The 13,845-nt window shown below is 71.5% G+C and carries 13 protein-coding genes; 11 read left to right on the forward strand and 2 right to left on the reverse strand.

What is annotated here, in order from left to right; translation table 11 throughout:
• Positions 1–181 precede the first annotated feature (181 nt).
• Together OHA81_RS23905 and OHA81_RS23910 are read left to right on the forward strand one after the other, a co-directional pair.
• A complete protein-coding gene (locus tag OHA81_RS23905; RefSeq protein WP_329199027.1) occupies positions 182–1,447 on the forward strand; it encodes an alpha/beta fold hydrolase in 1,266 nt (421 codons plus the stop codon).
• A gap of 74 nt (positions 1,448–1,521) precedes the next feature.
• Positions 1,522–2,715: a M6 family metalloprotease domain-containing protein gene (locus tag OHA81_RS23910; protein WP_329199029.1), complete on the forward strand. Its 1,194-nt coding sequence runs from the start codon at positions 1,522–1,524 to the stop codon at positions 2,713–2,715.
• Positions 2,716–2,806: 91 nt separating this feature from the next.
• Here the strand turns inward: OHA81_RS23910 and OHA81_RS23915 are convergent, their stop codons facing one another.
• Both OHA81_RS23915 and OHA81_RS23920 read right to left on the reverse strand, forming a co-directional pair.
• The gene (locus OHA81_RS23915) at positions 2,807–3,982 is read right to left on the reverse strand and encodes a cytochrome P450 family protein (RefSeq protein ID WP_329199031.1); all 1,176 of its coding nucleotides are present in this window, start codon (positions 3,980–3,982) and stop codon (positions 2,807–2,809) included.
• A gap of 136 nt (positions 3,983–4,118) precedes the next feature.
• On the reverse strand, positions 4,119–4,574 hold the full coding sequence (locus OHA81_RS23920) for a hypothetical protein (RefSeq protein WP_329199033.1): 456 nt from the start codon (positions 4,572–4,574) through the stop codon (positions 4,119–4,121).
• Between the two features lie 140 nt (positions 4,575–4,714).
• On the opposite strand from OHA81_RS23920, the gene OHA81_RS23925 reads away from it, so the two are divergent.
• The 9 genes from OHA81_RS23925 to metK all read left to right on the forward strand — a co-directional run bounded on the left by OHA81_RS23925 (position 4,715) and on the right by metK (position 13,837).
• Positions 4,715–6,151, forward strand: a complete 1,437-nt coding sequence (locus OHA81_RS23925; protein ID WP_329199035.1) for an MFS transporter — start codon at positions 4,715–4,717, stop codon at positions 6,149–6,151.
• A gap of 113 nt (positions 6,152–6,264) precedes the next feature.
• Entirely contained in the window at positions 6,265–7,440 is a 1,176-nt protein-coding gene (locus tag OHA81_RS23930; protein ID WP_329199036.1) for a trans-sulfuration enzyme family protein, read from the forward strand.
• Positions 7,441–7,528: 88 nt separating this feature from the next.
• Positions 7,529–8,032 carry a MaoC family dehydratase gene (locus OHA81_RS23935; RefSeq protein ID WP_329199038.1) on the forward strand — a complete coding sequence of 168 codons (504 nt, stop codon included), beginning with the start codon at positions 7,529–7,531 and terminating at the stop codon, positions 8,030–8,032.
• A gap of 32 nt (positions 8,033–8,064) precedes the next feature.
• A complete protein-coding gene (locus OHA81_RS23940) occupies positions 8,065–8,904 on the forward strand; it encodes a class I SAM-dependent methyltransferase (protein WP_329199040.1) in 840 nt (279 codons plus the stop codon).
• The gene (locus OHA81_RS23945; protein ID WP_329199042.1) at positions 8,901–9,947 is read left to right on the forward strand and encodes a class I SAM-dependent methyltransferase; all 1,047 of its coding nucleotides are present in this window, start codon (positions 8,901–8,903) and stop codon (positions 9,945–9,947) included. Before OHA81_RS23940 ends, OHA81_RS23945 begins: the two co-directional genes overlap by 4 nt.
• Before the next feature lie 110 nt (positions 9,948–10,057).
• The gene (locus OHA81_RS23950; RefSeq protein ID WP_329199044.1) at positions 10,058–10,951 is read left to right on the forward strand and encodes a diiron oxygenase; all 894 of its coding nucleotides are present in this window, start codon (positions 10,058–10,060) and stop codon (positions 10,949–10,951) included.
• A 33-nt stretch (positions 10,952–10,984) separates the two neighbouring features.
• Complete coding sequence (locus OHA81_RS23955) at positions 10,985–11,845, forward strand: hypothetical protein (protein ID WP_329199046.1); 861 nt, start codon at positions 10,985–10,987, stop codon at positions 11,843–11,845.
• Position 11,846: 1 nt separating this feature from the next.
• A complete protein-coding gene (gene acpS, locus OHA81_RS23960; RefSeq protein ID WP_329199048.1) occupies positions 11,847–12,617 on the forward strand; it encodes a holo-ACP synthase in 771 nt (256 codons plus the stop codon).
• Entirely contained in the window at positions 12,614–13,837 is a 1,224-nt protein-coding gene (gene metK, locus OHA81_RS23965) for a methionine adenosyltransferase (RefSeq protein ID WP_329199050.1), read from the forward strand. The genes acpS and metK overlap by 4 nt, the downstream gene beginning before the upstream one ends.
• Positions 13,838–13,845: the final 8 nt, after the last annotated feature.

A 13,845-nucleotide genomic window follows, 5' to 3' on the forward strand; every position in this document is an offset into this window, starting at 1 on the left:
GCAGCGCGGACGGCTGGAATGTGACCGATAACATAGTTATGTGAAATGGCACCCACAATTGTCGTGCCTCCATAGCGCGGGGTTATGGGCAAGTGGGAGCTCCACGCCGAGCGGTGGTCGCGCCAAGCTGTCGGGCGACGCCCTACCTCACCGTGCGGTCACGAGGCCGCGAAGGGGACCCATGAACCCTGCGTACGCCACCGTCGACCACGTCTTCACCGTCCCCCTGGACCACGCGGCCCCGCACGGCCCGACCATCCGGATCTTCGCCCGGGAGGTCGCCGATGCGCGCCACGCGGGCCGCCAACTACCCTGGCTGCTCTATCTGCAGGGCGGTCCTGGCGGCAAGTCGCCGAGGCCGTCGGCCGGTTCACCCGGCTGGCTCCCCCAGGCGCTCAAGACCCACCGGGTCCTCCTCCTCGATCAGCGCGGAACGGGCCGCTCCAGCCCCGTCACCGCCCGGGCGGCCTCCCGCTTCGCCTCACCGGATCGGCTGGCCGGCCACCTGGGCCACTTCCGCGCCGACTCGATCGTCTCCGACGCCGAACTGATCCGCCGACAGCTGTGCGGTGACGAGCCGTGGGAGACCCTCGGCCAGAGCTACGGCGGCTTCCTCACCCTCACGTATCTCTCCCAGGCCCCCGAAGGTCTGCGTGCGTGCTACGTGACCGGCGGCCTGCCCGGCCTCTCGGCCACCGCCGACGAGGTCTACGCCCGCACCTACCCCCGGGTACGGGACCGCGTCCGCGACTTCTACGCCCGCTACCCCGGGGACGCCGCCCGGCTGCGCGAGATCGCCCGGCTCCTGGCCGCCACCGATGTGCGCCTGCCCGACGGGGACCGGCTCACCCCGCGCCGCCTGCGCACGCTCGGCCTCGCCCTCGGCATGGGCGACGGCTTCGAGCGGATCCACTGGCTCCTCGACGAATCCCTCGACGAGGACGGGAGGCCGACCGACACCTTCCTGCACCAGGTGATGACGCTGACCGGCTTCACCGACAACCCGCTCTTCGCCGTCATGCAGGAGACCCTGTACGGCCAGGGCGCGGGGCCGAGCGGCTGGGCGGCGGCCAGGGCCATGGCGGCGTTCCCCGAGTTCGCCGAGGACGCCGACCCCCTCCTGCTCACCGGAGAAATGATCTACCCCTGGATGTTCCGCGAGATCAAAGGCCTGCGCCCCTTCGCCGACGCCGCCGACCTGCTCGCCGAACGCCCCGACTGGCCACCGCTGTACGACCGTCACCGCCTCGCCGCCAACCGGGTCCCGCTCGCTGCACTCGTCTACCACGACGACATGTACGTGGACGCCGGGCTCTCGCTGTGCACGGCGCGCGAGGTCGGCGCCACCCGGGTGTGGGTCACCAACGAATGGGAGCACGACGGCGTCACCGCATCCGGTGGTCGCGTGCTCTCCCGCCTGATGGACCTGGCCGGGGGGCGTGCGTAGGACCCTCGCGGACGCGGCCAGCCCGTGTGTGACCTGCCTCGTGTCCCTTCGACCCGCCTCCGAACGGGAGAGCCATGACCAGCTCGCTCCACCGCCTGCGGCCGCTCGCCGCGGCCGTCACCCTCGTCTCCTGCCTGTCCGCCCCCACCGCGGTCGCCGCCCCCACCGCGGCTGCTGCCGCCGGCTCGCCGGCCGCCGCCGGCTGCGCCCTCCCGGGCCGGACCGGCTGGACGGACGAAGGCCACGACACCGACCGGACCCGGTTCCAGCCCGCCACCGGAACCCGCCGCGTCCTGACGCTGTACGTGGACTTCCCCAACGCCCCGGCCACCGACTCCACCGAGCCCTACACCGCCCAACTCGCGCCCGCCGCGGACTGGATGGGCAGCGCCAGCTACGGCCGTCTGCGCCTGGAGAACACCCCGCTGCGGCGCTGGGTCCGGATGCCCGCCGACTCCACCTCCTACGGTTTCGCGCGCGGGCTCACCTTCGAGGCCCACGAGAAGTACCTCCGCGACGCGGTCACGGCCGCCGACCCCTACGCGGACTTCTCCCGCTACGACATGGTCTACGTCGTCCCCACCAGGACGGCGACGGCCATCCCCTTCTCACCGACCTACCTGTACGACCCGGCGACGCCGGGCGTCACCGCCGACGGCAGCCGCCTCAAGTGGGCCGTCACCTTCGGACAGGACATGTGGCACTGGGGCCACAAGGTCGCGGCCCACGAGAGCGCCCATACCTTCGGGCTGCCCGACCTGTACGCGTTCACCGGCGCCACCCACCGGTACGTGGGCGGCTGGGACGTCATGGGGGACATCGCCGGCCACGCCCCGCAGTACCTCGGCTGGCACTCCTGGAAGCTCGGGTGGACCCGCGACGACCAGGTCGCCTGTCTGCCCGCGACCGGTCGCCGAACGGTACGGCTGACCCCGGTGGAACGGCCCGGGGGAACCAAGATCGCCGTGCTGCGGACCGGTGGGACGACGGCGTACGTCGCGGAGTCCCGCCGTGCCCAGGGCAATGACGCGGCGGCCTGCTCCACCGGAGTCCTCATCTACGCCGTCGACTCCGCCGCCCGGACCGGCGAGGGCCCGGTGCAGATCATGAACGCGAACCCGGCCACGACCCCTGCCGCCGGCTGCACCCCGCTGGACCGGGCCGCGTACGCACCGGGACAGAGCTTCACCGACCCCGCGACCGGCGTGCGCATCGACGTCCTCGCGGGCGGAGCGGCGGGCGACACGGTACGGCTGAGCAAGGAGTGACTCCGGCCCGGGCCGGCCGCCGTCCACGGGAGCGGGTGACGGCGGCTCCACCCCGGGCCGGCCGCCGTCCACCGGAGCGGGTGACGGCCGCTCAGAGCACGACCGGCAGGGACCTGAGGCCGCGGGTCAGGCGCGTGCGGCGCCATTCGAGCTCTTCCGCGGGGACGGCCAGACGCAAGCCGGGGAAGCGGGTCACGAGCGCCCGGAGGGCGATCTCCGCTTCCGCCCGGGCCAGGGGTGCGCCGAGGCACCGGTGGATCCCGTGACCGAATGCCAGGTGGCCGCCGGCGTTCCGGTCGAGGTCGAGTCGCTGCGGATCGGCGAAGGGGAGAGGGTCACGGTTCGCCGCTCCGGGAGCGATGAGCACGGGAAAGCCGGCCGGGATCTCGACCCCGCCGAGTTCGAGGGCCTCCGTGCTGTACCGGAAGGTGGCGATCCCCACGGGCGAGTCGTAGCGCAGCAGTTCGTCCAGCGATCCGGCGATCAGGCCGGGGTCCCGCCGCAGCCGGGCGAGTGAGGACGGGTGCTGGAGCAGGGCCAGGACCGAGTTCCCGATGAAGTGGGTGGTGGTCTCGTGCCCGGCCACCAGGAGGAGGACGGCGAGGGACGTGACGTCGTCCTCGTCGAGGAGCCCTGCCTCGCCGCGCTGGAAAAGCGCGGGGAGCACGCCCGCCCCCGGTGTGTCCCGGGCCGCCCCCACGAGGTCGGTCATGTACTCGCCGACGGCGTGTGACGCGGCGTCGATGATGTCCGGGTCATCCGCGTCGAACAGGTCGTTGGACCAGCGGGAGACCATGTCGCGATCGGACTCGGGCACTCCGAGCAACTGGCAGATGACGGTGACCGGCAGGGGCACCGCCAGCCCCTTCACCAGGTCGACCTCGGCGCCCTGCGCCCACCCGTCCAGCAGGCGGTCGACCACCTGGGAGATGTACGGGCGCATACCCCCGACGGGGCCGGTGGTGAACAGCGGCGCGGCCGCCACCCTCTGCCGGGTGTGCCCGGGAGGGTCGCTCGCCAGCATGTTCCTGGCGACGGCCGGATGGAGGTCGCGCCCGGACGGCCGGCCGGCGAAGAAGCGGGCGGCGTCTTTGGACAGGCGGGGGTCGGTGAATGCCTGCCGGGCCTCCGCGTGACCGGTGACCAGGTACGCATGGTGGCCGCGGGACCCGGTGGGGATCTTCTGGACCGGCGACGCACTGCGCAAGCGGTCGTAGGTGGAGTAGGGGTCCCGGAAGAAAAGGGGGTCGTGCAAGGGGTCGGTCACGTTCCTGTCCTCGCGCTCCCTGGGTTCCTCCGGGGCCCGGCGCAGCCCCCGGTACCGCCGAGGTTACTGCCGTTCTCCGTCAGCAGCCGCTCGGCTGCGGCGACGCTCACCGTCGGCGGTGCGCAGCGCATGAGCGTCAGGGGCGCAGGACCGAGGAGAGCCAGGGGGTGAGGGTGGGGGTGGACAGGCGCTCGCGGTAGGTCTCATCGCCCGGCAGGGGGACGGTGAGGCGGTAGCCCGGCGGGAAGAAACGGGCCGTCACGTGGGCCAGGCCGCCGTAGACCGAGCGGAGGAACGCCGGGACGGAGTCGCGGGGGATGTCGTGGAACTCCACGCCCTCGACGGTGATGAGGGCGTCCTCCTCGGGGAAGAGACGGACCCACACCGCGGGGCGCCCCAGGAGGTCGATGAACGCCTCGTGGGGGAGGGTGCCGTCGGGGTCGGTCGCCTTGAAGAGTTCCGCCGATGAGCGGCGCGAGGTCCGGTCCGCGCCGATGTCGTGGTCGACGGTCATCGTCAGGCGGTACGCGTCGGCGATCTCGCGTACGGCGGTCACGGCCGACTCGGTGGTGGGGAGTGCCGGGTGCTTCATGGCCCCCATGATCGCGCCTCCGGCTCGGGTCGCGGCTCGAGCCGCATCCCAGGTTCCGCTCTTACATACCCCCAGGGGGTATGCTACGTTGCTCCGCGAAGGTACCCCCTAGGGGTATGTGTAGGAGAGGAGTCAGGGCAATGTCAACCGTCAATCCCCGGCGCTGGTGGGCACTTGCCGTGCTCGCCACCGCCCAGTTCATGGTCATCATGGACACCTCGATCATCGGGGTCGCACTCCCCGAGATGCAGAAGGACCTCGGCTTCTCGCAAGGCGAGCTGCAGTGGGTCTTCAACGCCTACGTCATCGTCTTCGGCGGGCTGCTCCTGCTGGGCGGCCGGCTCTCCGACCTCTTCGGGGCGCGCAGGATCTTCGCCACCGGCTGGGCGACCATGATCGTCGGCTCCGTGCTCGCCGCCGCCGCGCAGACCGCCTGGGTCGAGATCGTCGGCCGCGCCGTCCAGGGCGTCGGCGGCGCGCTCATCGCACCCTCCGCCATGACCCTGCTGATGATGCTCTTCGGCCACAACCCGAAGGAACTCGGCAAGGCCATGGCCCTCTACGGCGCCGCCGCCCCGGCCGGCGGTACCGCGGGCGTCTTCCTCGGCGGCGTCTTCACCCAGTGGGTCAGCTGGCCCTGGGTGTTCATCATCTACATCCCGATCGGCGTCCTGACCCTCGCCGCCACCAAGCTGCTGCCCGCCGTCCAGGCCCGCCGCGGTGCGGTGGACGTGCTCGGCGCCGTCGCCGTCACCGGCGGTCTCGCGCTCGCCGTCTTCGCCGTGGTCCGGGCCCCCGAAGTGGGCTGGGGAGCCACCGCCACCGTGCTCGAACTGGTCGCCGCGGCAGCCCTGCTCGCCCTCTTCTTCGTGCTCCAGCGCACCGTACGGGAGCCGCTGATGCCGCTCGGCGTCTGGCGGATCCCGCGTCTGGGCTCGGCCAACCTGGCGATGACGCTGCTCGGCGCGGCCTGGATCCCGATGTGGTACTTCCTCAACCTCTACCTCCAGCAGGTGCTGCACTACGGCGCCTTCGCCTCCGGGGCCGCGCTGCTGCCCATGACCGTCCTGCTGATGATCTTCATGACGGCCATCACCGCCCGTCTCATGGCCAGGTTCGGGGCGAAGCCGCTGATCGCCGGAGGTCTGCTCGCCCTCGCCGCCGGGCTGGTGTGGCTGTCCGCGGTCGAGCCGACCGGCACCTTCCTGGTCGACGTCCTGCCCGCCTCCCTCGTCGCCGCACTCGGCATGGCGCTCGCGTACATCCCCGCGATGATGGCCGCGATGTCCGGCGCCCCCCAGGAGCAGGCCGGTCTGGCCTCGGGCATCGTCAACACCACCTACAACGTGGGCTCGGCCCTCGGCCTCGCCGCACTGACCGCCCTCGCCACCACCCAGGGCGCCGGTGAACTGGGCAACCTGCCCGCCCTCACCGACGGATTCGGCGCCGCGTTCCTCGGCGCCGCCGGCATCGCCGCCGTGGGCGCCCTGGTCACGCTCCTCGCGATGAAGAGCGACAAGCCCGCCGCCGCGCCCGCCGCCGCGCCCGCGCCGCAGGGTGAGACGGCCGGCGTGTGAAACGGCGCTCGGCCAGGGGTCGCCCGATGTCCTTCCGGACGTCGGGCGGCCCCTTTTCCGTATCCCCCCGTCCCCCCGTACCTCCATCCCCCAAGACATCAAGAGGAGACGTCATGAAGGACATCCGGACCCGCGCCGTGCACGTCGTCAACGCACCTCAGGGCAACGGCAGCCGTCCGCTCTCCGTCCCCCTCGTCCAGTCGTCCGCCTTCGCCTTCGACTCGGCCGCCGAACTCGCGGAGGCGATGGCCGGCCCGGACGGGCAGTACGTGTACGGCCGCCGGGGCAACCCCACCGTCCGCGCGCTGGAGCACACCCTCGCCGACCTCGAAGGCGGCCGGTCCGCCCTCGCCTTCGCCTCCGGCATGGGTGCCATCAGCGGAGTCCTGCTCGCGCTCCTGCGCCCCGGCGACCAGGTGATCGCCCAACGGTGCCTGTACGGGGGGACGTACGCGGCCCTGGCCGACCTCGCCGACCGTTACTCGGTCGAGGTCCGCTACATCGGCGGTGACGACGTGGCCGAATTCGAGTCGCACGTGGGCCCGCGCACCAGGCTGCTCCTGCTGGAGACCATCGCCAACCCCACCGGGCGGGTCCCCGACCTGCCCGGCCTGCTGGCCGCCGCCCGCCGCCACGGGGTGATCGGCGCGGTGGACAACTCCCTGGCGTCACCCGTCCTGTGCCGGCCCCTCGAACTCGGCGCGGACATCGTGCTGCACTCCACCACCAAGTACCTGGCCGGCCACTCCGACGTCCTCGGCGGGGCGGCCGTCTTCGCCGACGACGCACTCCGGCACCGGATATGGCCGCGCACGGTCGAACTCGGTGCCGCCGCGGACCCGTTCGCGGCCTGGCTGACCCTGCGCGGAATCGTCACCCTGCCCCTGCGCATGCGCGAGCACTGCGCCAACGCCGGCCTGTTGGCCACCCGGCTGGAAGCCCATCCGGCCGTCACCGCCGTCCACTGGCCCTGGCTCCCCGGAGGGCCTTCGTACGCCGTGGCGCGCAAGGTGCTCTCGGGCGGCGGCGGGCTGCTCTCCTTCGAGCTCGCCGGAGGCCGGGAGGCCGGACGGGTGTTCGTCGAGGGCGTCCGGCTGGCGCGGCTGGCGCTCTCCCTGGGGGGTGTGGAGACGCTGGTGACACATCCCGCCAGCACCTCCCACCGTGAGCTGGACGAACGGGCGTTGGAGCGTGCCGGTATCGGTCCGGGGCTGGTGCGGATGTCGGTCGGCATCGAGGACCCCGATGACCTGTGGCAGGACGTCGAACAGGCGCTGGCCGGAACCTGATTCGCTTCTTTTGGGTTGACAAAATAAATGGGCGATTCGTAGATTGGTTCACGCCAGAGAAACTCCTCTCCGCCAAAGGGGCCGTGTGATGCGCTACTTCGAGGACTTCCGGACCGGTGACGTCCACGAGCTGGGCACCGTCACCGTCACCGCCGAGGAGGTGCTGGATTTCGGGCGGCGCTTCGACCCGCAGCCCTTCCACACGGACCCGGCGCTCGCGGCCGAATCGCCGTTCGGTGGACTGATCGCCAGCGGCTGGCACACCGCCTCGATGTTCATGCGCCGCTACGTCGACGGACTGCTCGCCTACAGCGCCTGTACCGGATCCCCCGGCGTGGACGAAGTCCGCTACCTGCGGCCGGTGCGCCCCGGTGACGTGCTCACCGCCCGCGTGGAGATCCTCGGCTCGCGCCCCTCCCCGTTCAATCCGGGCACCGGCGTCGTGCAGCCCCGCTGCACGCTCGTGGACCGCGACGGGACCGTCGTCTTCAGCATGGTCCTGCACAGCATCTTCCGGCGCCGGCCCGCCGACCGCGGCGCCGACCCCGCAGCCGCGCAGGACCCGGTCGTACGGGCCCGCTCCGCCGTCTGAAACCCCCTACCCCATGTGAAGGGAGACCTCCAGTGGAGGCCGTATCCCGCACCGCCCAGTGGACCGCCGCAGCGCGGGCCCTGGAGACCGACCGCGAGGACCGGCTGTTCGCCGATCCCCACGCGCGCACCGTCGCCGACACGATCGGCTTCGAACTCCTGGAGCGCTACGCGGGGGCCGGCACCGTGCCGTTCCTCGCCATCCGCACCACGTACCTCGACCGGGCCATCGTCTCGGCCGTCGAGGAAGGCGGCATCCGCCAGGTCGTCTTCCTCGCCGCCGGCATGGACACCCGCTTCTACCGCCTGCCGTGGCCCGACGGCGTCACCGTCTACGAACTCGACCGCCCCGCCCTGCTGGAAGCCAAGGCGCAGATGCTGGCGGACGAGCCCGATCCGGCCGGGCGCACCCGCGTCACCGTCCCGGTCGACCTCACCCAGGACTGGACCGGCCCCCTCAAGGAGGCCGGCTGGCACAGCGACGAGCCGGTGCTGTGGGTGGTCGAGGGACTGCTCTTCTTCCTGCCGGAGCCCGCCGTACGGAACCTGATCTCCACGCTCGGCACGCAGTCGGCGCCCGGCTCGGTCCTGCTGGGCGACGTCATCAGCAAGTCCGCGCTGGAGAACCCGCTCTCCCGCCCCTTCCTCAACTGCCTCGCCGAGGACGGGAACCCGTGGCTGTTCGGCACCGAGACCCCCGAGCAGCTGCTGGCCGACTGCGGCTGGGCCGTGCGCGAAGTGCGCCAGCCCGGTGAGCCGGGCGCCGACTTCGGCCGCTGGCCCTACCCGGTGCCCGCGCGCAGCGTCCCGCGGATCCCCCGTTCCTTCCTGTTCACCTGTGACCTTCCGACCACCGGGGTGAGAGCGGCATGAGCACCACCGACGAGTTCCACCAGCGCGTCATCAGCGACGCCGGGGCCGCCGTGCGCGGCCTGACCGTCGCCCTCGGCGAGCGCCTCGGCCTCTACCGCGCGCTCGCCGAGACCGGCCCGCTGACCCCGGCCGCGCTCGCCGGACGCACCGGGATCAGCCCCCGCTACGCCGAGGAGTGGCTGCACGCCCAGCTCAGCGCCGGGTACGTCGAACGCGACGCGGACGCCGGCACGTACGCCCTGCCGGCCGCCCACGTCCCCGTACTGGCCGACCCGGGAGCCGTCACCTTCGCCGCCGGGTTCTTCACCGCCCTCAAGGCGCTCTACGCCACCGAGGACCTGCTCGTGGACGCGTACCGCACCGGCGACGGAGTCGGCTGGGCGGAACACGACCCCGCCCTCGACACCGGCATGGGCAGCTTCTTCCAGCCCGCCTACGAGCACCGGCTCGTCCCCGACTGGCTCCCGGCGCTGGAGGGGGTCACCGCCAAGCTGGCCGCGGGCGGCACCGTCGCCGACGTCGGCTGCGGAGTCGGCCACACCACGCTGCTGATCGCCAAGGCCTTCCCCGGGGCCACCGTGCACGGCTTCGACTACTCCGAAGAGGCCATCGCGCTCGCCCGTCAGCTCGCCGACGAGGCCGGGCTGGGCGACCGCGTCGTCTTCGAGGTCGCCTCCGCCGACGACTACCCCGGCAGCGGCTACGACCTGGTGACCTTCTTCAACGCCCTGCACGACATGGGCGACCCCGTCGCCGCCGCCCAGCACGTGCACAAGTCGCTGGACGCCGAGGGCACCTGGATGCTGGTCGAGTCCAACGTCTCGCCCGCGGACATCGATACCCAGACCCCCGCCGCCCGCATGTTCATGGCGCTGTCCGCCGTGATGTGCCTGCCCGTGGCCGTCGCCCAGCGCGGACCCCACGCCCTCGGCAACCACTCCGGTGAGCAGGCCTTCCGCGCCATCGCCGAGGAGGCCGGCTTCACCCGCTGGCGCCGCGCGACCGAGACCCCGGTCAACGCCGTCTACGAAGTCCGGCCCTGAGGCCCTGACGCCCTGGGGCCCTGACGCCCCGAGGCCGGGAGGCCCTGCGCCCCGAGACCCGAGGCACCGGAACGCGGCCCGGGCGCCCACCACCACACCGAGGAGTCACCATGGGCGTCAGCGCCCCCCTGCCCGTCACCGACCGGTTCCTGGAAGTCCTGGACCGGCTCAGCTCCCGCTCCATCGAGGAGTACTACAACCCCTACCAGCAGTTCGACTGGCCCGAGAAGCTCGAAGAAGGCCGGATGTGGATGACCCCCGAACTGCTCACGGTCTACGGCACCCCCTTCTACGAGGAGCTCGGCGAGGAGACCATCCGCCGCCTGTCCAAGTGGGAGAGCATCAACTTCTACAGCCTCAACGTCCACGGCATCCGCGAACTGCTCATCGAGGTGGTCGGCCGGATCCACATGCCCGGCTTCGAGGTCCCGTCCGACTTCTTCCACCACTTCATCGGCGAAGAGAACGAACACATGTGGTTCTTCGCCGAGTTCTGCCGACGCTACGGCGACAAGATCTACGGATCCACCGCCATGCGCGCCGACTCCGCCTGGGAGCCGGAGGTGGAGAACTTCCTGGTCTTCGCCCGGATCCTGTTCTTCGAAGAGCTCGTGGACCACTACAACACCCGTATGGCACAGGACGATTCGCTGTGCCACACCATCCGCGAGGTCAACCGCATCCACCACCAGGACGAGTCCCGGCACATCGCCTTCGGCCGCGAACTCGTGTCCCTGCTCTTCCACCGGATGCGCGACAGCGTCTCCGCCGCACGGCTCGCCGAGGTGGAGGCCTACCTCAAGCGCTACGTGGTCTACAGCGTCAACTCCCTCTACAACCCCCACGTCTACCGCGACGCCGGGATCGCCGACCCGTTGGCCCTGCGCAACGCACTGGTCGCCGACGAGCGGCGCCGCCCCTTCGAGCGCAAGACCATCCGCAAGCCCCTCGGCTTCTTCCTGAAGACCGGGATCTTCACCGACGACGTGCTGCCCGTCGTCTGAACGGCCCTTCGCCGTCCGAGAGGTGACCCCACCATGACCGTCACGACCACCGCGACCCCCGCCCCGACCCAGGGCCTGCCGTCCCTCGGCCCCGAGGGAACCGCCCTGCTGCGGCTCCTCGACGACACCTTCGAGAGCTGGGGCGTCCGGGCCGGTGCCCGCCCGATGACCATGCCCCCGCTGCTGCCGGCCGCCGATCTGGCGCGGCTCGACTACTACGACAACTTCCCCCACCAGGCCGTCGTCGCGGCCCCCCTGAACCTGGACGCCAGAGCGACCAGCGAGTTCTGTACCGACACCGGCTGCTTCCCGTGCGACGCGTTGCAGCCGGCCGCGCTCGGCCTCCCCTCGGCGTCGTGCTACGCCGTGTACATCGACCACCAGGGCCGCGAGGCCGCCGACGACGAACTCGTCACCGTGGTCGGATGGTGCTTCCGCAAGGAGGAGCACTACGAAGGGCTCCGCCGCCAACTGGGCTTCCGGATGCGTGAGATCGTCGCCATCGGCACCCGCGAACACGCCGAGGCACACCTCGCGTCCTTCACCGGGCGGATCACCTCCTTCGCGGAGGCCCTGGACGTGCCGCTGCGCAAGGAGGCCGCCTGTGACCCCTTCTTCGACAAGGACAGCTCCAAGGCGGTCCTCCAGCGGCTGACCCCCGTCAAGCACGAGTTCCTGTACGAGGACCTCGCGATCGCCTCGGTCAACACCCACCGCAACTTCTTCGGCGACCGGTGCGACATCCCGCTCGCGTCCGGCGGCGGCCCGGCGTTCACCAGCTGCGTCGCCTTCGGCCTGGAACGCTGGCTGTCCGCACTCACCAGGCGCCACGGCAGCTGGGAGGCGGCTACGGCCGCGGTCCTGCGGGCGAACGCGGCCGGGCCGGCGATCTGACGTGCCGACCCGACCCGTCGCCCCTCCGGCGGGCGTGATGGGATGGGCGAACCTCGGCATGGACATCGTGTCCGTCACCCGCGTCCGCCGGCTCCTCACCGAGTACGGCGAGGACTTCTTCGAGCGGATGCTCACCCCCGGCGAACTCGCCGACTGCCGCTGTTCCACCAGGCTCGACGTGCTGAGCCTGTGCGGCCGGATCGCCGCCAAGGAAGCGGCGTTCAAGACCCTCCGTGTCGGCGGCAGGTTCCTGCCCTGGCGGGACATCGTCGTGAGGCGCTGCGAGGGCGGCTGGCCGCTCGTCGAACTCCACCGTGCGGCGGCCGTCATGGCCGCGGACTCGGGGATCACCGCGATCACCGTGTCCATCAGCCACGACGTGGACTACGCGGTGGCCGTCGCGGCCCCCGTCCTGGAGCCCGGCTCGCCCGGCCCGCCCCTGCCGCGGCCCCTGCCCGGCCCAGCCGGACCCGTACAAGCAACCCGAGCCTCCACAGGCACCACTTCCCCAAGGAGAACCACCATGTCGAACGGTCTGCAGCAGCTGAAGAACTGGCTCCTCGCCCGCCACTCGGAGCTCGACGACATCGCTCCCGACCTGGACCTCATCGAGCACCGGCTGATCGACTCCCTGTCCTTCGTGGAGTTCGTCTTCCTGCTGGAGCAGCACAGCGGAAAGCCGATCCAGATGGAGACCCTGGAGGTCGACGAGATCCGCACCCTCGGCGCCATCGAGAAGCACTTCTTCCCGCTGGAGGTGGGCCGGGCATGAGCAAGCGGCTCTTCACCTCCGAGTCCGTCACCGAAGGCCATCCCGACAAGATCGCCGACCGGATCAGCGACACCGTCCTCGACGCGCTGCTCCGTGAGGACCCGGCTTCGCGGGTGGCCGTCGAGACCCTCATCACCACCGGCCAGGTCCACATCGCCGGCGAGGTGACGACCACGGCGTACGCGCCGATCGCCGCACTCGTGCGCGCGGCGATCCTGGAGATCGGCTACGACTCCTCGAAGAAGGGCTTCGACGGCGCCTCGTGCGGGGTGTCGGTGTCCATCGGAGAACAGTCCGCGGACATCGCCCAGGGCGTCGACACCGCCTACGAGCAGCGTGTCGAGGGCGAAGCCGACGGCGCCGAGGGCGACGGGCTGGACCGGCAGGGCGCCGGCGACCAGGGCCTGATGTTCGGTTACGCCTGCGACGAGACCGCCGAGCTGATGCCCCTGCCCATCGCACTGGCCCACCGCCTGGCCCGGCGGCTGACGGACGTCCGCAAGGACGGGGTCGTCCCGTACCTGCGGCCCGACGGCAAGACCCAGGTCACCATCGAGTACGACGGCGACGAGGCCGTCCGCCTCGACACCGTGGTCGTGTCCACCCAGCACGCCGCCGACATCGACCTCGATTCCCTCCTGACCCCCGACATCCGCGAGTTCGTCGTGGAGCACGTCCTCGGACAGCTGGCGCAGGACGGGATCAAGCTGGACACCGAGGGCTACCGGCTGCTGGTCAACCCGACGGGCCGGTTCGAGATCGGCGGCCCGATGGGTGACGCGGGCCTGACCGGCCGCAAGATCATCATCGACACGTACGGCGGCATGGCCCGCCACGGCGGCGGCGCGTTCTCCGGCAAGGACCCGTCCAAGGTGGACCGCTCGGCCGCGTACGCGATGCGCTGGGTCGCCAAGAACGTGGTCGCGGCCGGTCTGGCCTCGCGCTGCGAGGTGCAGGTCGCGTACGCCATCGGCAAGGCCGAGCCCGTCGGCCTGTTCGTGGAGACCTTCGGCACCGGGACCCTGCCCGACGAGCGCATCCAGGAGGCGGTCTCCCACGTCTTCGACCTGCGCCCGGCCGCCGTCATCCGCGACCTGGACCTGCTGCGGCCCATCTACGCCCAGACCGCCGCCTACGGCCACTTCGGCCGCGAACTGCCCGACTTCACCTGGGAACGCACCGACCGCGCCGACGCCCTGCGCAAGGCCGCCGGAGTCTGAGCCCGGTG

The organism is Streptomyces sp. NBC_00667, from assembly GCF_036226825.1.
Classification (GTDB): Bacteria; Actinomycetota; Actinomycetes; order Streptomycetales; family Streptomycetaceae; genus Streptomyces.

What these genes read in the sequence shown, in the direction of transcription:
- metK (WP_329199050.1), top strand. Translation starts at nt 12,614, where the DNA reads ATGAGCAAGCGGCTCTTCACCTCCGAGTCCGTCACCGAAGGCCATCCC.
- OHA81_RS23935 (WP_329199038.1), top strand. Translation starts at nt 7,529, where the DNA reads ATGCGCTACTTCGAGGACTTCCGGACCGGTGACGTCCACGAGCTGGGC.
- OHA81_RS23930 (WP_329199036.1), top strand. Translation starts at nt 6,265, where the DNA reads ATGAAGGACATCCGGACCCGCGCCGTGCACGTCGTCAACGCACCTCAG.
- OHA81_RS23905 (WP_329199027.1), top strand. Translation starts at nt 182, where the DNA reads ATGAACCCTGCGTACGCCACCGTCGACCACGTCTTCACCGTCCCCCTG.
- OHA81_RS23920 (WP_329199033.1), bottom strand. Translation starts at nt 4,574, where the DNA reads ATGAAGCACCCGGCACTCCCCACCACCGAGTCGGCCGTGACCGCCGTA.
- OHA81_RS23925 (WP_329199035.1), top strand. Translation starts at nt 4,715, where the DNA reads ATGTCAACCGTCAATCCCCGGCGCTGGTGGGCACTTGCCGTGCTCGCC.
- OHA81_RS23950 (WP_329199044.1), top strand. Translation starts at nt 10,058, where the DNA reads ATGGGCGTCAGCGCCCCCCTGCCCGTCACCGACCGGTTCCTGGAAGTC.
- OHA81_RS23945 (WP_329199042.1), top strand. Translation starts at nt 8,901, where the DNA reads ATGAGCACCACCGACGAGTTCCACCAGCGCGTCATCAGCGACGCCGGG.
- OHA81_RS23910 (WP_329199029.1), top strand. Translation starts at nt 1,522, where the DNA reads ATGACCAGCTCGCTCCACCGCCTGCGGCCGCTCGCCGCGGCCGTCACC.
- OHA81_RS23955 (WP_329199046.1), top strand. Translation starts at nt 10,985, where the DNA reads ATGACCGTCACGACCACCGCGACCCCCGCCCCGACCCAGGGCCTGCCG.